Here is a 20,220-nt window from a genome sequence, read left to right as displayed (position 1 = left end):
TCGGCCCTTTATCCCGTGCTTGGCATGCTGCGCCCAATACTGTATAAATGTACAGTATTGGGCGCAGGCGAATGGGTGGGCACATGGACGATCGGTCCGACAACGAATTTCCGATAGCGCCGCCCGTGCCCCGCAAGGGGCGCGGTGCGGTCGACAACCTGCAGGGGCGGTATGAAATCGCGCAGCGCGAAGCGGTGGACGACGGCTGGACGCACGAGTCCGACGATGCCGATTTCCCCGCGCCGCTGCGCACGCAGGTCTTCGAGGAGCGGGCGAAGAGCATCCTGACGCACAACCAGTCGCCCGATATACCGTTCAGCGTGTCGCTCAATCCGTATCGCGGCTGCGAGCACGGTTGTATCTACTGCTTCGCGCGGCCGACGCACAGCTACCTCGGGCTGTCGCCGGGGCTCGATTTCGAAAGCCGCATCTACGCGAAGGTGAACGCCGCCGAACTGCTCGAGCGCGAGATTTCGCGCAAGCGCTACGTGCCGGAGCCGATCGCGCTCGGCGTCAACACCGATGCGTACCAGCCGGTCGAGCGCGACCTGCGCATCACGCGCAGCGTGATCCAGGTGATGCACGACCGCGGGCTGCCGTTCGCGGCGATCACGAAATCGTCGCTGATCGAGCGGGATCTCGACCTGCTCGCGCCGATGGCCGAACGCGGGCAGGTGATGGCGGCGGTCACGATCACGACGCTCGATGCCGAACTCGCGCGCACGCTCGAGCCGCGCGCGGCCACGCCGGCGCGGCGGTTGCGCACGATCCGCGCGTTGCGCGATGCGGGCGTGCCGGTCGGCGTGAGCATCGCCCCGGTGATTCCGTTCGTGACCGAACCCGACATGGAGCGCGTGCTGGAAGCCTGCGCGGAAGCTGGTGCGACGCATGCGAGCTACATCATCCTGCGGTTGCCGTGGGAGGTCGCGCCGCTGTTCAAGCAGTGGCTTGCCGCGCATTTTCCCGATCGTGCGGAGCGCGTGATGAATCGCGTGCGCGACATGCGCGGCGGCAAGGATTACGACTCGGATTTCTCGAAACGGATGAAAGGCGAGGGGATCTGGGCCGACCTGTTGCGGCAGCGTTTCCGTCAGGCTGTCAAGCGGCTCGGGTTGAACGAGCGTACGAACGGCATCCTCGATCTGTCGCGGTTCCGCGGTGCGCCTGCCGCCGGGGTGCCGGCGCCGCGCGTCGCGGTTCGTGCAGCCGGCGCGAAGTCGCGCGACGACGTGCAGTTGAACCTGTTCTGACCCGGCGAGCGGCCCGCCGTCGGTGGGCCGTATCGACCGTATGGGTCGTGCTTACTGCGAAATCTGCTTGGCTGCTTCGACCTGAGATTCGAAGTACGTCTGGAACGACAGCGCGAGGGCCGTCATCAACAGGAACGCGCCGATCAGCAGCGAGAAGATCACGACGAAGATCACGGCCCAGCCCGACCGGCTGTGCTTGCCGGTGTCCGCGTTGAATTGCGCATCCCATTTTTCATCGGGGCGCAGCCCGTAGACGAGTGCGGCGAGGAATGCCGCCAGCAGCGAGATCGCGCCGGGTACCGCGAGCCACCAGCCGAGGCCGGCGCTGCGCTGGGTGGCTGCGAGCAGGAGGAAGCCCGGGATGCCGACGATCGTCGCGAGCAGGTGGGCCCAGCCGTACACGTCGCGAAAGCCGTACAGATAGAAGCGATGCGCACCGAGCGATCCGAGCAGGAACGCGAGGGCGGCGGTGAGCGTCTTGGAGCGGAAGCGGCGGGGCGATGCGGTGCTGCTGGACATGGATGGCGGCGTATCGTCGTTGGCATGGGCGGGGCCGGCAGGCCGGCGCGGGCGCGCGGCCCGGCACGCATTCTACGATGCCCGGTCGGGAGCGGTCACCCCTCGCCTGCGTCAAGGTGCCGCATAAGTCACGCGGTAGATCGCGCCTGCGTAATCGTCGCTGACGAGCAGTGAACCGTCCGGCAGCGGCAGTACATCGGCCGGGCGTCCCCACGCCGTGCCGTCGGGCCGCAGCCAGCCGGTGACGAACGGCGTTTGCTGAGCGTGGCTGCCGTCCGCCGAGACGACCACGCGCATCACGCGGTAGCCGACCTTCGTGCTGCGGTTCCACGAGCCGTGTTCGGCAATGAAGACGTTATTGCGATACGACGCCGGAAACATCGGTCCGGTATAGAAGCGCATTCCGAGCGCCGCGACATGCGCGCCGAGTTTCAGGATCGGCGGCACGTAACGGCGGCACGCGTCGGCGCTGCCGAATTCGGGGTCGGGTGTATCGCCGCCGTGGCAGTATGGAAAGCCGAAGTCGAGGCCGGCGCGCGGCGCGCGGTTCAGCTTGTCGTCCGGTACGTCGTCGCCCATCAGGTCGCGCCCGTTGTCGGTGAACCAGAGCTCGCCCGAATCCGGGTGCCATGCAAAGCCGACCGTATTGCGTATGCCGCGAGCGAACACCTCACGCCCGCTGCCGTCGGCGTTCATCCGCGCGATGATCGCGTAGCGGCTGCGATCGGCGAGGCAGACGTTGCACGGCGCGCCGATCGGCACGTACAGCTTGCCGTCGGGGCCGAACGCGATGAATTTCCAGCCGTGATGGTGGTCGGTCGGCAGTGCGTCGGTCACGATGACGGGCGCGGGCGGTTTCGGGAGCCGGTCGTCGATATGGTCGAGGCGCAGGATGCGCGAGACGGCGGATATATAAAGGGCGCCGTTGCGGTAGGCCACGCCGACGGGCATGTCGAGCCCGGACGCGATGACGTAGCGTGCGCTGATCCGACCCTCGTGCATCGCCAGCGCATGGACGCGGCCGTCCCGCGCGCCGACATACAGGATGCCGCGCGGCGACCACGCCATTTCCCGTGCGGCCGGTACGGCGTCGGTCAGCACGTCCACATGGAAGCCGGGCGGCACGACGAGTTCGTTTACCGGCAGCGGCGCGGCAAACGCCGGAGCGGACGCAAGGCAGGCAAGGCCGGCAAGCAGCACCGCGAACAGGCGCTGCACGCGGCGCATCGAGGCGGCGCGAAGGGGCGGCATGACGGTCGGGAGCATCGTGGACACGACGATTGTATGCCGGGCGGACGGGTCGCCTGCGGATTTTTACGCGTAAGTGTTTGTTGTACCTCTGGTTTCCAGCTATAATCGCGTGTTTCAGTAGTTTCGAACCCGGTTTTCCCGAAGGACATCATATGGTTATCATCCGTCTGGCTCGTGGCGGCTCGAAGAAGCGCCCGTTCTACAACATCGTTGCTACCGATTCGCGCAACCGTCGTGACGGCCGCTTCATCGAGCGCGTCGGCTTCTACAACCCGGTCGCCACGAAGGGCGAATCGCTGCGTATCGCTCAGGATCGCCTGACGTACTGGCAAGGCGTTGGCGCGCAACTGTCGCCGACCGTCCAGCGTCTCGTGAAGGAAGCGCAAAAGGCGCAACCGGCTGCCTGACATGGCACGGTGTGCCGGTCGTGCCGGCTGTGAGGTGCATTGATGGCGGGTCACGATTCCGGTAATGCAAGGCGCGGGCGTGCGTCATTCGGCGCATTCGTCCGCAAGCCGGTCGAGCGCGACGCGGTCGCGAACGCCGGTCAGGCTGCCGAACAAGGCGGTCCCGAAGCGACGCAAGCGTGGCCCGACGATGCCGTCGAGGTCGGGGCGGTGGTCGACGCCTACGGCCTGAAGGGCTGGGTCAAGGTGGCGACGCATGCCGATGCCGGTCGCGGCGGCGACGCGCTGCTCAACGCGCGTCGCTGGTGGCTGGAACGCGGTGCGGAGCGGCTTTCCGTCCGCATCATGCAGTCGAAGACGCACAGCGACACTGTCGTTGCGCAACCCGCGGGCGTCAGCGACCGCGATGCTGCGCTGTCCATGCGTGGCTTTCGCGTGTTCGTGCGCCGGGAAGATTTCCCGGCATTGGCCGCGGACGAATTCTATTGGGTCGACCTGATCGGTCTCGAGGTCGTCAACGAGCAATCGGTGGCGCTCGGGAAGGTGAGCGGGATGATCGACAACGGCGTGCATTCGATCATGCGTGTCGAGTATCCGGCAACCGGCAAAGACGGTCAGCCGACCACCGACGAGCGGTTGATTCCGTTCGTCGGCGTCTACGTCAAAACGGTGGATCAGGCGGCGCGTCGCATCGTCGTCGACTGGGAAGCCGATTACTGAAATGAACCAGGTTACCGAGAGCGCGGTGCAGTTCGACGTCATCACGCTCTTCCCCGAGATGTTCCGTGCACTGACCGACTGGGGAATCACCAGCCGGGCCGTGAAGCAGGGGCGCTTCGGGTTGCGCACCTGGAACCCGCGTGATTTCACGACGGACAACTACCGTACGGTCGACGACCGTCCGTACGGCGGCGGTCCGGGCATGGTGATGCTGGCCAGGCCGCTCGAAGCCGCGATCGACGCCGCGAAAGCGGCGCAGGCGGAGCAGGGCATCGCGAGCACGCGCGTCGTGATGATGTCGCCGCAAGGCGCGCCGCTCACGCACGATCGGGCGGTGCGGATGGCGCAGGAACCCGGCGTCGTCGTGCTGTGTGGTCGCTACGAAGCGATCGACCAGCGCCTGCTCGACCGTTGCGTCGACGAGGAAATCAGCCTCGGCGATTTCGTGCTGTCGGGCGGCGAATTGCCGGCGATGGCGATGATGGACGCGGTCGTGCGGTTGCTGCCCGGCGTGCTGAACGATTCGCTGTCGGCCGTGCAGGACAGCTTCGCGGACGGCCTGCTCGATTGTCCGCACTACACGCGTCCCGAGGAATACGGCGGTGTGCGCGTGCCGGACGTGCTGCTCGGCGGGCATCATGCCGAGATCGAGAAGTGGCGGCGTCAGGAAGCATTGAGGAATACGTTGCGGAAGCGGCCGGACCTGATCGTCCGGGCGCGCCGCGAGAAGTTGCTGAGCCGGGCCGACGAGGCGTGGCTCGCGAACCTCGCACGCGAAGCGAAGGACGCCTCCTGAGGCGGCTGCGCGAGCGGGAATTGGCGGTGCCGTACATGCGTGTGCGGTGCCTGATGTGAATCCATCCTCTATCGGGGCCAAGCCTGGAAGCAGGCGGGTGTGAACGCCGACACGATGGCATAAGGAGTCAGTAATGAATCTGATCGCAAAACTTGAGCAGGAAGAAATCGAGCGCGCGCTCGCCGGCAAGACGATCCCCGATTTCGCCCCGGGCGACACGGTGATCGTGAACGTGAACGTGGTTGAAGGTAACCGCAAGCGCGTTCAGGCTTACGAAGGCGTCGTGATCGCGATTCGCAATCGTGGTCTGAACTCGAACTTCATCGTCCGCAAGATCTCGTCGGGCGAAGGCGTCGAGCGTACGTTCCAGACGTACTCGCCGCTGCTGGCAAGCATCGTCGTGAAGCGTCGCGGCGATGTGCGTCGTGCGAAGCTGTACTACCTGCGCGAGCGTTCGGGCAAGTCGGCTCGTATCAAGGAAAAGCTGGTGTCGAAGGATCGCGCCGCAGCAGCTTCCCAAGAGTAAGAGCTGTAAGGAAAAAGCACCCAACCGGGTGCTTTTTTCATTCTGGCGCGACAATATGCTCGATACGACACGAACCCGAGAGCCCCATTGAATCGCCGCCCCATCATCGATCCCGAAGTATTGCCGGTCGAAGGCACCGGCGCCGGCCTGCCTGTCATCGATTCCAGGCTGATGACGCCGTCCGGCCTGCGCGAACGCTTCGCGCGCACGCTCGAATGGAGCGTCGAGCCCGGCGAAGCGAGGTTGCAGGAAGGCGTCGATCCACGTAGCGCGGCCGTCCTCATGCCGCTCGTCGTCCGTGAGTCGGGCCTTACCGTCCTGCTGACGCAGCGCGCCGATCACCTGAACGACCATGCCGGACAGATCAGCTTTCCCGGCGGCCGTCGCGAGCCGTTCGACCGCGACGCGACCGCCACCGCGTTGCGCGAGGCGAAGGAAGAGATCGGGCTGGCCGCCGAACGCGTCGAGATTCTCGGCGCGCTGCCCGACTACCTGACCGGCACGGGTTTCTGCGTGACGCCGGTGGTCGGCCTCGTGCATCCGCCGTTCACCGTGCAGGCCGACACGTTCGAAGTCGCCGAGATTTTCGAAGTGCCGCTCGCGTTCGTGATGAATCCCGCGAACCATCAGATCCGCGTGTTCCGGTGGGAAGGCGGCGAGCGTCGTTTTTTTGCCATGCCTTACCCGAACGACGAACCGGACGGGCATTACTTCATTTGGGGCGCAACTGCCGCCATGTTTCGCAATCTGTATCGCTTCTTGGCCGCCGGCTAGGCGGGCGCGCCGGCCGGCGTGCGCGACCGGCTGCCCGGCGACCGCGCCGGCAGCCATGCGCGGCTGGCGCTGTGCTATCGTTATGCAAAAAATGACATAACTCCGAAGACGGCGCCACGCATGACTTTCTTTTCGGTTCTCCTCGCTCTCATCATCGAACAGGTCCGCGCGTTGTCGCCGAGCAATCCGGTGTTCGCACTGTTCCAGTTTCATGCGGAAACCGTCGCGCATGGCCTCGACGCCGGCAAGCAGAAGCATGGGCTCCTCGCATGGCTCGCGGTCGTGCTGCCGTGGGTGCTGATCGTCGCGCTGATCTATTTCCTGCTGTACAAGGTGAGCTTCGTGCTCGCGTTCCTGTGGAACGTCGCCGTCGTGTATTTCACGCTCGGCTTCCGCCAGTTCAGCCACTACTTCACCGATATCCATCTCGCGCTCAACAACGACGACGTGCCGCGTGCGCGCGAAATCCTGCACGAGTGGACGGGCATCGACACGGTCGACATGCCGGTCGGCGAAATCGTCCGCCATACGCTGATTCACGCGGTCGTCGCGTCGCATCGCCACGTCTTCGGCGTGTTCTTCTGGTACGTGCTGCCGATCGGCCCGGCCGGCGCCGTGCTGTACCGGATTTCCGAATACCTCGCGCGCAGCTGGTCGACGCCGGGCGACGACCGCACGGTCGCGTTCTCGACGTTCGCGCAGCGCGCGTTTTTCGTGATCGACTGGATTCCGTCCCGACTGACGGCGCTCGGCTTCGCGATCGTCGGCAATTTCGAGGATGCGATCTACGCGTGGCGCAACCATACACGCCAGTGGCCCGACCCGAACGACGGCGTCCTGCTGGCCGCGGGCAGCGGCGCGCTCGGCGCGCGTCTCGCGGGGCCGCTCGCGGAGCCGTCGAGCCTCGATGCGCTGGCGGTCGGCGACAGTGGTCCGTTGACGGTCGGTGACGATTGCACGCCGCGCACGCTGCAGTCGGCGGTCGGCCTCGTATGGCGCGCGGTGATCCTGTGGATGATCCTGCTGTTGATGCTGACGCTGGCCGTCTGGGTATCGTGAGCGACGCGCCAGCCCGGCGCTCGCCGAAATGAAAAGGCCGGCTCGATGCCGGCCTTTTCGCTGTGCGTCGGGGCAGTGCGTTCAGTCGTCGAGCGGATCGCGCACGGCGCCGCATTGCCAGCAGGCGGTGAATTGCGCTTCCAGCGCCTCGCCGCACTGCCGGCAGCGCCAGGGCGCCGCGCCGGCCGAAGGGCCGTGCGACGCGGCATCGAGCAGCCGGCGGGCGAGCGCGTCGTCGCGTTCGTCGTCGAGCCACAGTTCGGGCGTGCACGCGTCGGCGGGCAGGCCGCCGAGCGCGCCGGTCGCGTAGCAGTTGTGCAGCTCGCAACCGATGCCGGCCACCTTGAGCACGTTGGCCCAATGCTGGGCGGTCGCGAGGTCGGGTGCCTTGAAACGCATCGCGGCTCCTGTCGATGAAGGCTGGCTCGCGCGGCGCCGGCCGGCCGTCGCACACGTCGCGCGGTCAGCGGACGATCTGGCTCGCCTCGTGCACGAGCTGCGCATACAGCGCGTGCCGGGACGGCGCGATGCGGCCGTCGGCGACGGCTTCGAGGATCGCGCAGCCGGGCTCGTGCAGATGATGGCAATTATAGAAACGGCAGTCCGCGAGCAGCGGCCGGAATTCCGGAAACGCGCGCTCGAGGCGGCCTTCGGTCAGATGGTAGAGACCGAATTCCTGGAAGCCCGGCGAATCGATCAGCGCACCGCCGCCTTCCAGCGGGTACAGCCGCGTGAACGTGGTCGTGTGACGGCCGCTGTTGAGCGCGGCCGAAATCTCGCGGGTCGCGGCCTCGGCGTCGGGCACGAGCAGGTTTACGAGCGTCGACTTGCCCATCCCGGACTGGCCGAGCAGGATCGTCGAATGTCCGGCGAGGTGCGGCATCAACTGCGCGCGCGCGTCGTCCGGCGCGCCTTTCACCGACAGTTCGAGCACGTCGTAGCCGAGCGCGCGGTACGGCGCGAGACGCTCGCGCGCGACCGGCAGCGCGGCCTCGACGTCGATCTTGTTGAGCACGACGAGCGGCTTCAGCTCGTTCGCCTCGGCGGCGATCAGCGCGCGGCCGAGCAGATCCTCGCTGAAATAGGGCTCGGTCGCGAGCACGATCAGCAACTGGTCGAGGTTCGCCGCGAACAGCTTCGACTTGAACTGGTCCGAGCGGTACAGCAGGTTGCGCCGTTCGCCGATCTCCACGATCACGCCCTGGTCGGCCGATGCGAGCTCGTACGCGACGCGGTCGCCGACCGCGATGTCGCTCTTCTTGCCGCGCGGGAAGCATTGCAGCATCGGGCCGCCGTCGTCGGGCGCGACGATGTAGTGGCGGCCGTGCGCCGCGATCACGCGGCCTTCGGCCCGCTGCGCGCCCGATGCGCGCGCGGCCGGCTGGCGGGAGGTCGGCCGGCTCATGCGTGCTGCAGCAGGCGGTCGATCCGCTGCGACGCGGGCGGATGCGAGTAGTAGAAGGCCGTGTAGACGGGGTCGGGCGTCAGCGTCGACGCGTTGTCCTCATAGAGCTTCACGAGCGCGCTGACGAGATCCTGCGCGTCGGTCTGGCTGGCCGCGAACGCGTCGGCCTCGAATTCATGCTTGCGCGACGTGAGGCTGCTGAACGGCGTCGCGAAGAACAGGAACACCGGAATCGCGAGGAAGAACAGGACGAGCGCGGCGCCCGCGTTGCTGGTGTCGAGCGACGGCGTGACGCCGAGCCCCGTGTAGAACCACGTGCGTTGCGCGAGCCAGCCGAGCAGCGCGAGCAGCACGAGGCTCAGCACGAACGACACGAGCATCCGCTTCATCACGTGGCGGCGCTTGAAGTGGCCGAGCTCGTGCGCGAGCACGGCTTCGATCTCCTGACCGGACAGGCGCGCGAGCAGCGTGTCGAAGAACACGATCCGCTTCGATGCGCCGAAGCCCGTGAAGTACGCGTTGCCGTGCGCGGAGCGGCGGCTGCCGTCCATCACGAACAGCCCCTTGGCCGCGAAGCCGCAGCGCTTCATCAGCGACTCGATGCGCGCGCGCAGCGCGTCGTCCTTCAGCGGCTCGAACTTGTTGAACAGCGGCGCGATGAACGTCGGGTAGATCAGCAGCACGAGCATCTGGAACGCGACCCAGACGATCCAGGTCCACAGCCACCACAGGTTGCCGGCCTGGTTCATCAGCCACAGCACGACGAACAGCAGCGGCAGGCCGAGCACGGCGCCGAGCAACGTGTTTTTCAGCATGTCGGTGAAGAACAGCCGCTTCGTCATCCGGTTGAAGCCGAAGCGCTGCTCGATCCCGAACTGGCGGTAATACTCGAACGGCACGTCGATCACGCCGGTGATCGCGAGCACCGCGGCGACGAGCGCGACCTGCTGCCCGTAGCCGCGGCCGAGCCAGCCGGTCAGCAGCGTGTCGAGCGCGCCGACGCCGCCGAGCAGCGTGAGGCCGACCAGCACGGCCGCGCTGACGACGATCTCGAGCATGGTCAGCCGGGTGCGCTCGACGGTGTAATCGGCCGCGCGCTGGTGGGCGGTCAGCGGGATGGTGGCGCTGAACTGCGCGGGCACGCCGTTGCGGTGCGCGGCGACGAAGCGGATCTGCCGCGACGCGAGCCACAGCTTGGTGACGACCATCGCGAGTACGGCGATCGCGAACAGCAGGGTGAACGAAAAGGGTGACATCGAAGGCGCCAAAGGGTTCTATGCGAGAATTATATGTTCTTGCGGACCGGCCTCGCTGATGCGATGCCGGCTGCCCGGGCGGCGCCGCATCGGCGCGCCCGGTTCGCTATTTTCCAGGATGAATCATGACCGATACCGCCGCTTCCGCCAGCCAGCCCGCGCTCGTGCGCAACGAGTTGAACCTCGTCTGGCTCGACATGGAGATGACGGGCCTCGACCCGGATAACGACCGCATCATCGAGATCGCGGTCGTCGTGACCAATTCCACGCTCGACGTCGCCGTCGAGGGCCCGGTGTTCGCGATTCACCAGAGCGACGAGACGCTCGCGAAGATGGACGACTGGAACAAGTCGACGCACGGCCGCTCGGGGCTGATCGACCGCGTGCGCGCATCGACCGTGACCGAGGCGGAGGCCGCCGCGCAACTGCAAGCGTTCCTCGCGCAGTACGTGTCGCCGGGCAAGTCGCCGATGTGCGGCAACTCGATTTGCCAGGATCGCCGCTTCATGGCGCGCTGGATGCCGGAATTCGAGCGGTTCTTTCACTACCGCAACCTCGACGTCAGCACGCTCAAGGAGCTGTGCCGCCGCTGGCAGCCGGCCATCTACAAGGGTTTCCAGAAGCGGGCGATGCACACCGCGCTCGCCGACATCCACGAGTCGATCGACGAGCTGAAGTACTACCGCGAGCATTTCCTGATTCCGGCCGCGTCGGCGCCGGCAGGCGATTCCGTGCCGGCCGCCTGAGCGGGCCGGCACGCGTCGGGCGCTCGGCAAACGCTCAGCGCCGCGCGCTTTTCGGCCGGAACGCCGCGACCACCGCGGCGTCGGTCTCGATATACGGGCCGCCGATCAGGTCGATGCAGTAGGGCACCGCGGCGAAGATGCCGGGCACGGTCGACTTGCCGTCGGCGTCGCGAAGCCCTTCCAGCGTTTCCCGGATCGACTTCGGCTGGCCGGGCAGGTTGATGATCAGCGCCGCATGGTCGGCCGTTTCGCGGATCACCGCGACCTGCCGCGACAGGATCGCGGTCGGCACGAAATTCAGGCTGATCTGCCGCATCTGTTCGCCGAATCCCGGCATTTCCTTCGTCGCCACGGCCAGCGTGGCTTCCGGCGTCACGTCGCGACGCGCGGGGCCCGTGCCGCCCGTCGTCAGCACGAGGTCGCAGCCGGCGACGTCGACGAGTTCGGTCAGCGTGGCCGAGATCGTCGGCGCGTCGTCCTGGATCAGGCGCGTTTCGGCGCGCCACGGCGAAACCAGCGTGCCGGCGAGCCATTCCTGCAGCGCCGGAATGCCCTTGTCTTCGTAGACCCCCGTACTCGCGCGGTCGCTGATCGACACGAGGCCGACCACGAGCTCGTCCGGGTGGTTACGCTTCGTCGTCATGGTCGTCTCCGGCGTCGTCGGCCGCCTCGTCGTCGCCGTCGGACGTGCCGCCGGCCGCCTTGATCCACTGGAACAGCTCGCGGAAATAGCGCGGCGGCTTGCCTTGCTGCGCTTCCTTGCGCGCGTTGCGGATCAGCGTGCGGCCTTCCTGGATGTCGGCGTCGGGGTGCTGGCGCAGGAATTCGGTCAGCGCGTCGTCGCTCGCGAGCAACTGTTCGCGCGTACGCTCGATCCAGTGCAGGCGAGCCGTCGCGGCCTTGTTCACGCCGCGTTGCGCGTCGAGCGCGGTGCGCAACGCGGCCGTTTCGTCGTCGGTCAGCGAGCGCATCACGCGGCCGACGTACTGGAGCTGGCGGCGCTTGCCTTCGTGATCGGTGATCCGGCGCGCCTCGCGCACGGCGTCCGCGAGGTCTTCGGGCATCGGCATGCGCTTCAGTGCGTCTTTCGGCAGGTCGACGAGCGCCTGGCCGAGTTCCTGCAGCGCGTGCATCTCGCGCTTCAACTGGGATTTGCTGGGGCGATCGTAGCCGTTGTCGTCTTCTTCGGCGACAGGCTCGATCGGCTGGATTCGGGTTTTGCGTGTCATGGGCCGCATTGTATCGCGGCGCGGACACCCCAAGCTTGTCTGTGCGCGGCCCCGGACCTTGCTATGATCGCGGGATACGCAACATTTTGACCATGCGGGCGCCCGCCCGCCACCGGATACCAAGACGATGGCAGCCAATCTCGACGTACAAGCGCGCTATTTCCCGCACACGCAGGACCAGCTCAAGGAAATCGCATCGGACATCCTTCGCCATGCGAAGGCGCTCGGCGCGACCGACGCCGCGACCGAAATCTCCGAGGGCGACGGCCTGTCGGTGTCGGTGCGCCGCGGCGAAGTCGAAACGATCGAGCACAACCGCGACAAGATGGTCGGCGTCACCGTGTTCATCGGCAAGAAGCGCGGCAACGCGAGCACGTCGGACTTCTCGCCGGCCGCGATCAAGGATACCGTCGCCGCGGCCTACAACATCGCGCGCTTCACGGCCGAGGACGAAGCGGCCGGCCTCGCCGAAGCCGAACTGCTCGAAACCGATCCGCGCGACCTCGATCTGTACCACCCGTGGGCGCTGAGCGCCGACGAAGCCGTCGAGCTCGCCCGGCGCGCGGAAGACGCCGCGTTCGCGGTCAGCCCGCAGATCCGCAATTCGGAAGGCGCGAGCGTGTCGGCGCAGCACTCGCAGTTCGTGCTCGCGACCTCGCGCGGCTTCCTGGCCGGCTATCCGTACTCGCGCCACTACATCGCATGCGCGCCGATCGCGGGCAGCGGCCGCCACATGCAGCGCGACGACTGGTATTCGTCGAAGCGCAGCGCGATCGATCTCGCCGCGCCCGAAGCGGTGGGCCGTTACGCAGCCGAACGCGCGCTCGCGCGGATGGGCGCGCGCCGTCTCGACACGCGCAAGGTGCCCGTGCTGTTCGAGGCGCCGCTCGCGGCCGGCCTGCTCGGTGCATTCGTGCAGGCGGTGAGCGGCGGCGCGCTGTATCGCAAGACGTCGTTTCTCGTCGACAGCCTCGGCAAGCCGGTGTTCGCGCCTCACGTCCAGGTCGTCGAGGATCCGCACGTGCCGCGTGCGATGGGCAGCGCGCCGTTCGACGAGGAAGGCGTGCGCACGCGTGCGCGCAGCGTCGTGAAGGACGGCGTCGTCGAAGGCTATTTCCTGTCGACCTATTCGGCACGCAAGCTCGGCACGCAAACCACCGGCAACGCGGGCGGCTCGCACAACCTCGCGCTGCGCAGCTCGAACACGCGGGCGGGCGACGACTTCGACGCGATGCTGAAGAAGCTCGGCACGGGCCTGCTGCTGACCGAGCTGATGGGGCAGGGCGTGAACTACGTGACCGGCGACTATTCGCGCGGCGCGGCGGGTTTCTGGGTGGAGAACGGCGTGATCCAGTATCCGGTCGAGGAAATCACCGTCGCCAGCACGTTGCAGGAGATGTTCCGCCATATCGTCGCGATCGGTGCGGACTCGATCGTGCGCGGGACGAAGGAAACCGGCTCGGTGCTGGTCGAGCAGATGACGATCGCGGGGCAGTAAGCCGCGCGCGGCGCAGGCCGCCAGGAAACGAAAAGCCCGACCGGCGCGAGCGAGCCGGTCGGGCTTTTTTCATCGTGCGGCCGAAGACGTCAGCCGCGCTTGCGCGTGTAGACGACGAATGCGTAGCCGAACGTGTTCGGCGCGGCAGCCTGATGCGCGTCGCGCGAGATTTCCTGCCAGTGCGCGGCGTCGGGCGCCGGGAACGACGCGTCGCCGTCGAAATCGGCATCGATCTCGGTGACGATCAGCTTGTCGGCGAGCGTGAGGCCTTCCGCGTAGAGTTGCGCGCCGCCGATCAGGAATGCCTCGGGCGCGCCGTCGTGCGCGGCGAGCGCCAGCGCATCGGCGAGCGACGTGACCGTGTCGCAGCCTTCGAAACGGCGCGTCGCGTCGCGCGTGACGACGATATTGCGGCGGCCGGGCAGCGGCCGGCCGATCGATTCGTGGGTCTTGCGGCCCATCACGATCGGCGCGCCCATCGTCGTGCGCTTGAAGAACGCGAGATCCTCGGGAAGTTTCCAGGGCAACTGGTTGTCGCGGCCGATGATGCCGTTGCGGGCGCGCGCGACGATCAGGGTCAACGTCGTCATGAAGGTGGGGGAAGAGGAAGACGGAATGGGGCCGATTTTACCGGAACGGCGGCGCGCGCCGGATTCCGCGTGCCCGCACGGGTATCCGCGTTTCTTGCATCGTGCGCCGCGACGCGTGATGCCCCGCACCGCGGCGGCCGTTCGAATAAAAAGAGTGCCCGCCGGGGGACGGAGCACAAAAACTTTTTGTGCCGCGAGATCGGCGATACCGGCTCCGCCCGATGGCATCCCGTTCGACCGGATCGTCGGTTCAATACGCAATCCTGATCGATTCGACGCGTCGAATGATCAGGGATGCGTATTGACTCGTGCGTTGCCGTCCATCGCATGTCGGATATCGCCCGGTTGCGGCGCCGGCATCGGCAGCGGCATCGGCAACGGGGGCGGCGGTGGAATCTCGTCCCACAGCGTCACGGAGGCCTGGCGTGCCGGCAGCGGTTGCGGCGCCGACACGGTCACGACACCGAACCCGTTGCCGTGTTGCCTGCCCGGCGTGTTTTCGGCAAGCAGCATCGCGCGACGCGGCTGCATGCCTTCGTCCGCGCAGGCCGGTGCAGGCGGGCCGGCGGCCGACAGCACGAGCGTCATCGGCACGAAGGAAAGTAAAAAAGGTTTTCGCATGGCGACTGTCTCCGGTCGTTTCCGTATTCAGCGAAATACATGCCACCGTACCGGGACCGTTGCCGCCATTGCGATTCGTGATCGAGCGTCGCGAATGGCGGCCGAAAACGCCTGAAAATGTTTCAGGCCTGAAACGAGGGGGCTTGGGAATATTGCTGATTCAACCAATACGCTCGAAGGATGAAAATCGGCGCGTGTGTTGGTGACGTAGCCATTCCTGCGCATCCATTATGTGCAGAGGATTGATCTGCATCGACCTCCTGAGCAATTCGGCCGCATCGCCATCGGCGCTGAAACGGGTTTGTCGTATTCAGCGCCTATAACCAAGTTGTCTTGCCAAAAATTATTGGACGCGAGATAAGCGCCATCATGCGAGGCTTTGTCGTCGCCGCGCATCGGCATGGCGAATCGAGCCACCTCCGGCTGACCCGATTCGATCCTTTTGCACGCGATCTGACGTGTGCGGCAATCGTTAGACGGTTGATGAACGGGGTGAGCATATGGGAGCCGATCAGCGGCACGTGATCTACTATTCGCGCGAACCGAACGACGCGTTGCGCGGCCATTTCGACGAACGCGGCTGGCGCGTCGATCTGGCCGAGACCGTGCGCGACGTGCGGCGCGTCGTGCAGCACGGCGTGGCAACCGCCGGCTTGCTCGATTTTTCGCCGGGCTTCAAGCCGTCGGATCTGCGCGAACTCGAAGCCTGCCTGAGCATCCAGCACATCGGCTGGATCGCGGCGACGCGGCGCGGCCAGTTGCAGGACGCGACGCTGCGGCATCTCATCCGCGACTATTGCTTCGACTACGTGACGATGCCGTACGAGACGGCGCGGATCGTCGAGACCGTCGGCCATGCGCACGGCATGGTCGCATTGACCGATCCCGTTTCGCCGCCCGTCGGCGCCGGGCGCAGCGAAGGCGAGATGGTCGGCACCTGCGATGCGATGCTCGGGCTCTTCAGGACGATTCGCCGGGTCGCGGCGACCGACGCGCCGGTGTTCATCTCCGGCGAGTCGGGCACGGGCAAGGAATTGACGGCGGTCGCGATTCACGAGCGTTCGTCGCGCGCGCAGGCGCCGTTCATCGCGATCAATTGCGGCGCGATACCGTCGACGCTGCTGCAGGCCGAACTGTTCGGCTACGAACGCGGCGCGTTCACCGGCGCGAACCAGCGCAAGATCGGCCGCGTCGAGGCCGCCAACGGCGGCACGCTGTTTCTCGACGAGATCGGCGACCTGCCGCTCGAAAGCCAGGCGAGCCTGCTGCGCTTCCTGCAGGAAGGCAAGATCGAGCGGCTCGGCGCGCACGTGTCGATGCCGGTCGATGTCCGCGTGATCTGCGCGACGCACGTGGACATGGAAGCGGCGTTGCGCGAAGGGCGCTTTCGCGAGGACCTGTTTCACCGGCTGTGCGTGCTGAAGATCGAGGAGCCGCCGCTGCGCGCCCGCGGCAAGGACATCGAGGTGCTCGCGCGCCACATGCTCGAGCGCTTCAAGGGCGACGCGCATCGCCGCCTGCGCGGCTTTTCCCCGGACGCGGTCGCGTCGCTGTACGGCTATTCGTGGCCGGGCAACGTGCGCGAGCTGATCAATCGCGTGCGGCGCGCGATCGTGATGTCGGAAGGCCGGATGATCACCGCGGCCGATCTCGAGCTGAACGACTATGCGACGCTCGCGCCGGTGTCGCTGCTGGAGGCGCGCGAGGCGGCCGAACGGCAGGCGATCGAGCAGGCGCTGCTGCGCCATCGCGGCCGTTTTGCCGATGCCGCGCGTGAGCTCGGCGTGTCGCGCGTCACGCTCTACCGGCTGATGTGCGCGCACGGCATGCGCGATCGCGGCGACACGCTGGCAGGGTTTTCGGCGTCGTTGCCGGAGCTTCCGCGCCACGCTTGTTAAAATTGGCGGGTACGGCCGCCCCTCGCGGCCGAAGGAACCCGCATGAAACAGTATCTCGATCTCGTTCGTACCATTCTCGATACCGGCGCCTGGCAGGAGAACCGCACGGGAATCCGCACCATCAGCATGCCGGGCGCGATGCTGCGCTTCGACCTGCAGCAAGGCTTCCCGGCCGTGACGACCAAGAAGCTCGCGTTCAAGTCCGCGATCGGCGAGCTGGTCGGGTTCCTGCGTGCGTCGCGCAGCGCGGCCGATTTCCGCGCGCTCGGCTGCAAGGTATGGGATGCGAACGCGAACGAGAACGCGCAATGGCTCGCGAACCCGTATCGCCAGGGCGTCGACGATCTCGGCGACGTATACGGCGTGCAATGGCGCCAGTGGCCGGGCTACAAGGTGCTCGACGCGAACGCCGACGCGCAGATCGCCGATGCGACGCGCCGCGGCTTCCGGATCGTCACGCGTTTCGACGAAGACGGCGCGCCGAAGGCGCTGCTGTACAAGGCGATCGACCAGTTGCGCCAGTGCCTGGATACGATCATGGAGAACCCGTCCGATCGCCGCATCCTGTTTCACGCGTGGAATCCGGCCGTGCTCGACCAGATCGCGCTGCCCGCGTGCCATCTGCTGTACCAGTTCCTGCCGAACGCGACGAAGCGCGAGATCTCGCTGTGCCTGTACATCCGCAGCAACGACGTCGGCCTCGGCACGCCGTTCAATCTGACGGAAGGCGCCGCGCTGCTGTCGCTCGTCGGCCGGCTGACGGGCTATACGCCGCGCTGGTTCACGTATTTCATCGGCGACGCGCACATCTACGAGAACCAGCTCGACATGCTGCAGCAGCAGCTCACGCGCGAGCCGTACGAAAGCCCGCGGCTGGAGATCGCCGAGCGCGTGCCCGAGTACGCGAAGACGGGCGTCTATGCGCCCGAATGGCTGGAGCAGGTCGAGCCGTCCGATTTCTCGCTCGTCGGCTATCGGCACCATGAGCCGCTGACCGCGCCGATGGCGGTCTGATCGCGCGGCCGGGGCCGCGCGGCTTCATCGATCCGCACCCCTGCAAAAAGGCTCGACCGGTATCAGCCGGTCGAGCCTTTTTGTTTCAGGTTTGCCGCACTTACTGGCGATGCCGCTCCTCGTGGCCGCCCTGCGGCGGCGGATTGCCCGGACGCGGCGCCTCGACGTGCGGCGCCGGCTGCGGCCGTGGCTCCATCCGTGGGGCGGGCATCGACGGGCGCGGTTCCATCCGGGGCGCCGGCTGGGGTTGCGGCCGCGGCTCCATGCGCGGCGCCTGCGGCTGCGGGCGCGGCATGTCATGCACGGCGGGCGCCGGCGGGCGGTACTCATTCGCGCGCGGCGGCGCGACTTCGCGATGGGGCGCCGGTTGCGCGAAATCCTGGCGCGGTTGCGGCGCGGGCGCGGCCCGTTCCGGTTGCGGCTGCGCGTGGCGAGCCGGCGTCGGGAAATCGGGGCGCGGATGCGGTTGCGGGATCTGCGCGGTATGGTCCGATTGCGGTTGCGGCAGCGCGCGCGGCGTTTCGTTCCGGCCGCCGGGTTGCACACCCTGCGGTGTCGGTACGCCGTCCGGATGCGGCACCGCCGCGCTGCGCACGGGCGGCAGCGCATTCTGTCCTGCCGCGTGCAGCGCATTGGGCGGCGCGGCGCGCTGACGCTCCATCGGCGTGTGCGGCTGCATCCACGCGGGCGACGACGGTGCGCCGGTTGCACGTGCATTGCCGATGTCCGACGGCGCGTTGTTCGCGCCCGGCGGATGCGGAACGCCGTTGCCGGGCGCGAACGCCTGATGCGGGATCGCGCTGCTGGCCACCTGCGGCGCCCCGCCATTGGCGAAGCGGGGAGCGGTGGGGTTTTCGCCGTTCACCGGCCGCGCGACGTTCGGCATGCCCGGCGTCGGTACGCCCGGCCGGCCCGCCTGCTCGCCGGCCGGCGGGCCTTCGCGCCGCGCGCGGCCCGGCTGCACGACGGGGCCGTGCGGATTCACGAGCTGCACATTGTGCATCGCCCAGGCGCTGCCGCCCGGCTGGCCCGGAACGCGGACCGGACGCGCCGTATAGTCCGCCGGCACGTTCGTCTTCACGACCGGCGCGCCGGCGCCCGGTACGCGCCCGCCTTGCTGCGCGAGATGGGCGGCGGCCTGGTCGCGATACGCGGGCGGCACGGCGGGATTGCGCGTCGCGACATACGGGTGTTGCGCGATCGCCGCCGGCGGACGGTAGCTGGCAGTGCGCAGCGCGCCGGTGAAGCTCTGACGCACCGGCGCGATGCCGGGCGTGCCCGGCGTGACGTGCGCGTTGCGCCATTGCTGCGGATCGACGTGTTGCGAGAAGTGCGCGACCGGCTGGCCGTGCACGAACGCGGCGGCCGGCACGGCCGTGATCGCATGCGGCGCGCGGAAGTTCACGTACGTCTTGTTGATGTTGGTGATATTGGTGATGTTCGTCACGTTCACGGTCTTGTTCACGTTGACGTTGTTCACCACGATGTTGCGGTTGACACGGTCGTAGTAGTGCGGGCTCCAGCCGCCCCAGCCCGGATGCCACGGTTCGCCCGGACCGAGCGCGAACCACGCGCAGCCGGCCGCGGCAACGCCGCCGACCGTGAGCGCGACGCTCCAGTCGGAACCGCCGCCACCCCCGCCGCCCACGAACGCGACGAGCGCCGGCGCGTAGGCGGGCGGCTGGCTGGCGACCATCGGGCCGGGCACCCAGGCCCAGCTGTCGTCCACGTACGCCCAGCGGCCGTAGTGATACGGCGCGAAGCCCCACGGCGCGTCGTCGACCCAGGTCCAGCCCCATGGCGCCTGCCAGATCCAGTGGCCGTCGTGATACGGCGCCCAGTCGGCGGGCGTGTCGTTCGGTACCCATACCGCGCCGTAATTCGGGGTTTCGCGCCACGTGCCGTTCGCGTCGAGATCCTGGTAGCCGGGAATGTCGCGGGACACGTAGCGGGCCGACACCGAGCGCGCTTCGGCCGCGTCGCGGCTGGCGGCCCACTGGTCGAGCGCGTCGGGACCCGGTGCGGCCGATTGCTGCGCGATCTGCAGGTCGGTGCCGGTGAACACGACCTGCTGCCCGGGCGACAGCGGGTACTGTCCATTGCTGCCGTAGACGGTCGCGCTGCCACTGCGCATCGTCACCGTCGTGCTCGCGCCGTTCGGCGCGACGTCGACGCGATAGTCGCCGGGGCCCGTGATGCCGAGCGCGAGGTTCGGCGTGTCGATTTCGTACGATCCGCCGGCCGGCAGGCCGCGCACGTGCGTCGAGACGGTGCCGAGGCCCACCTTCAACTGCGTCGTCGTGTCGTCGAGGTTCAGCAGCGACAGGCTCGTCGATTCGCCGAGCCGCACCGCGGTCGAGCCGATGTGCAGTTCCGAGCGCGCGCCGGCATCGTTCCAGAGCTGGTCGCCGGTCGTCAGCGGCCGGTTCACCGCCGCATACGACCAGGTATCGGTGCCGGCCGGTTCGGTTGTCACGGCGCCCGACAGGTAATTGAGCCGCGCGACGCGGCCGGGCGGATCGCCGCCGGGTTGCCGTGCCGCGGCCGCAGCCGGCGGCGCATCGGCCGATTGCGCGAAGACGGGCGGCAGCGCCGCCAGTGCGGCGAAGGCGAGCAGCGTGTAGCGGGCGGTGTGCTTGAGCGCGAACAGGGAAGCCATGG

Annotated in this window: 21 protein-coding genes; 11 read left to right on the top strand and 10 right to left on the bottom strand. The window is 67.5% G+C overall.

Features of this window, described 5'->3' with window-relative positions:
* Positions 1-71 precede the first annotated feature (71 nt).
* Positions 72-1,250: a PA0069 family radical SAM protein gene (locus tag A9Z05_RS28690; RefSeq protein WP_069621062.1), complete on the top strand. Its 1,179-nt coding sequence runs from the start codon at positions 72-74 to the stop codon at positions 1,248-1,250.
* Between the two features lie 51 nt (positions 1,251-1,301).
* On the opposite strand, the gene A9Z05_RS28685 is transcribed toward A9Z05_RS28690, so the two are convergent.
* Both A9Z05_RS28685 and A9Z05_RS28680 read right to left on the bottom strand, forming a co-directional pair.
* On the bottom strand, positions 1,302-1,769 hold the full coding sequence (locus tag A9Z05_RS28685) for an NINE protein (protein WP_069621061.1): 468 nt from the start codon (positions 1,767-1,769) through the stop codon (positions 1,302-1,304).
* A 111-nt stretch (positions 1,770-1,880) separates the two neighbouring features.
* Positions 1,881-3,020: a sorbosone dehydrogenase family protein gene (locus tag A9Z05_RS28680; protein WP_069621060.1), complete on the bottom strand. Its 1,140-nt coding sequence runs from the start codon at positions 3,018-3,020 to the stop codon at positions 1,881-1,883.
* A 152-nt stretch (positions 3,021-3,172) separates the two neighbouring features.
* Here A9Z05_RS28680 and rpsP point away from each other — a divergent pair, with 152 nt between their 5' ends.
* The 6 genes from rpsP (at position 3,173) to A9Z05_RS28650 (ending at position 7,302) form a co-directional block, all read left to right on the top strand.
* Positions 3,173-3,427, top strand: coding sequence for a 30S ribosomal protein S16 (rpsP, locus tag A9Z05_RS28675; protein WP_006476550.1), 255 nt, complete (start codon positions 3,173-3,175; stop codon positions 3,425-3,427).
* 42 nt (positions 3,428-3,469) lie between these two features.
* The gene (rimM, locus tag A9Z05_RS28670) at positions 3,470-4,147 is read left to right on the top strand and encodes a ribosome maturation factor RimM (protein WP_069621059.1); all 678 of its coding nucleotides are present in this window, start codon (positions 3,470-3,472) and stop codon (positions 4,145-4,147) included.
* Position 4,148: 1 nt separating this feature from the next.
* Positions 4,149-4,943, top strand: coding sequence for a tRNA (guanosine(37)-N1)-methyltransferase TrmD (gene trmD, locus A9Z05_RS28665; RefSeq protein WP_069621058.1), 795 nt, complete (start codon positions 4,149-4,151; stop codon positions 4,941-4,943).
* A gap of 133 nt (positions 4,944-5,076) precedes the next feature.
* Positions 5,077-5,469 (top strand): 50S ribosomal protein L19, encoded by a 393-nt coding sequence (rplS, locus tag A9Z05_RS28660; protein WP_006486838.1) that lies wholly within the window; start codon positions 5,077-5,079, stop codon positions 5,467-5,469.
* 87 nt (positions 5,470-5,556) lie between these two features.
* The gene (locus tag A9Z05_RS28655; RefSeq protein ID WP_069621057.1) at positions 5,557-6,243 is read left to right on the top strand and encodes a CoA pyrophosphatase; all 687 of its coding nucleotides are present in this window, start codon (positions 5,557-5,559) and stop codon (positions 6,241-6,243) included.
* A 120-nt stretch (positions 6,244-6,363) separates the two neighbouring features.
* Positions 6,364-7,302, top strand: a complete 939-nt coding sequence (locus tag A9Z05_RS28650; protein ID WP_069621056.1) for a CobD/CbiB family protein — start codon at positions 6,364-6,366, stop codon at positions 7,300-7,302.
* A gap of 81 nt (positions 7,303-7,383) precedes the next feature.
* On the opposite strand, the gene A9Z05_RS28645 is transcribed toward A9Z05_RS28650, so the two are convergent.
* From A9Z05_RS28645 to A9Z05_RS28635, 3 genes are all read right to left on the bottom strand, one after another.
* Positions 7,384-7,701 (bottom strand): hypothetical protein, encoded by a 318-nt coding sequence (locus tag A9Z05_RS28645; RefSeq protein WP_069621055.1) that lies wholly within the window; start codon positions 7,699-7,701, stop codon positions 7,384-7,386.
* Between the two features lie 64 nt (positions 7,702-7,765).
* Positions 7,766-8,707 (bottom strand): ribosome small subunit-dependent GTPase A, encoded by a 942-nt coding sequence (gene rsgA, locus A9Z05_RS28640; protein ID WP_069621054.1) that lies wholly within the window; start codon positions 8,705-8,707, stop codon positions 7,766-7,768.
* The gene (locus A9Z05_RS28635) at positions 8,704-9,963 is read right to left on the bottom strand and encodes a M48 family metallopeptidase (protein ID WP_069621220.1); all 1,260 of its coding nucleotides are present in this window, start codon (positions 9,961-9,963) and stop codon (positions 8,704-8,706) included. The genes rsgA and A9Z05_RS28635 overlap by 4 nt, the downstream gene beginning before the upstream one ends.
* Positions 9,964-10,088: 125 nt before the next feature.
* On the opposite strand from A9Z05_RS28635, the gene orn reads away from it, so the two are divergent.
* Complete coding sequence (gene orn, locus A9Z05_RS28630) at positions 10,089-10,709, top strand: oligoribonuclease (protein WP_050011510.1); 621 nt, start codon at positions 10,089-10,091, stop codon at positions 10,707-10,709.
* 34 nt (positions 10,710-10,743) lie between these two features.
* On the opposite strand, the gene mog is transcribed toward orn, so the two are convergent.
* Both mog and yjgA read right to left on the bottom strand, forming a co-directional pair.
* The gene (gene mog, locus A9Z05_RS28625; RefSeq protein ID WP_011544905.1) at positions 10,744-11,352 is read right to left on the bottom strand and encodes a molybdopterin adenylyltransferase; all 609 of its coding nucleotides are present in this window, start codon (positions 11,350-11,352) and stop codon (positions 10,744-10,746) included.
* Positions 11,336-11,938 carry a ribosome biogenesis factor YjgA gene (yjgA, locus tag A9Z05_RS28620; RefSeq protein WP_282983214.1) on the bottom strand — a complete coding sequence of 201 codons (603 nt, stop codon included), beginning with the start codon at positions 11,936-11,938 and terminating at the stop codon, positions 11,336-11,338. The genes mog and yjgA overlap by 17 nt, the downstream gene beginning before the upstream one ends.
* Positions 11,939-12,065: 127 nt before the next feature.
* Between yjgA and pmbA the strand changes: the two genes are divergently transcribed.
* Positions 12,066-13,436: a metalloprotease PmbA gene (gene pmbA / locus A9Z05_RS28615; protein ID WP_069621052.1), complete on the top strand. Its 1,371-nt coding sequence runs from the start codon at positions 12,066-12,068 to the stop codon at positions 13,434-13,436.
* Between the two features lie 89 nt (positions 13,437-13,525).
* On the opposite strand, the gene A9Z05_RS28610 is transcribed toward pmbA, so the two are convergent.
* On the bottom strand, positions 13,526-14,026 hold the full coding sequence (locus tag A9Z05_RS28610; RefSeq protein WP_069621051.1) for a dihydrofolate reductase: 501 nt from the start codon (positions 14,024-14,026) through the stop codon (positions 13,526-13,528).
* Positions 14,027-14,314: 288 nt separating this feature from the next.
* Positions 14,315-14,647, bottom strand: a complete 333-nt coding sequence (locus A9Z05_RS28605) for a hypothetical protein (RefSeq protein WP_069621050.1) — start codon at positions 14,645-14,647, stop codon at positions 14,315-14,317.
* A gap of 500 nt (positions 14,648-15,147) precedes the next feature.
* Here A9Z05_RS28605 and A9Z05_RS28600 point away from each other — a divergent pair, with 500 nt between their 5' ends.
* Both A9Z05_RS28600 and A9Z05_RS28595 read left to right on the top strand, forming a co-directional pair.
* Positions 15,148-16,545 carry a sigma-54 dependent transcriptional regulator gene (locus A9Z05_RS28600; protein ID WP_069621049.1) on the top strand — a complete coding sequence of 466 codons (1,398 nt, stop codon included), beginning with the start codon at positions 15,148-15,150 and terminating at the stop codon, positions 16,543-16,545.
* 42 nt (positions 16,546-16,587) lie between these two features.
* Entirely contained in the window at positions 16,588-17,559 is a 972-nt protein-coding gene (locus A9Z05_RS28595) for a thymidylate synthase (protein ID WP_069621048.1), read from the top strand.
* A 100-nt stretch (positions 17,560-17,659) separates the two neighbouring features.
* On the opposite strand, the gene A9Z05_RS28590 is transcribed toward A9Z05_RS28595, so the two are convergent.
* Positions 17,660-20,218, bottom strand: coding sequence for a DUF6600 domain-containing protein (locus A9Z05_RS28590; protein ID WP_069621047.1), 2,559 nt, complete (start codon positions 20,216-20,218; stop codon positions 17,660-17,662).
* Between the last annotated feature and the right edge of the window lie 2 nt (positions 20,219-20,220).

This window comes from Burkholderia sp. A2, assembly GCF_001729305.1.
GTDB classification, from domain to species: Bacteria; Pseudomonadota; Gammaproteobacteria; order Burkholderiales; family Burkholderiaceae; genus Burkholderia; species Burkholderia sola.
The sequence above is the reverse complement of the archived record's forward strand: the minus strand, read 5'-3'. Positions and strand labels throughout refer to the sequence as shown.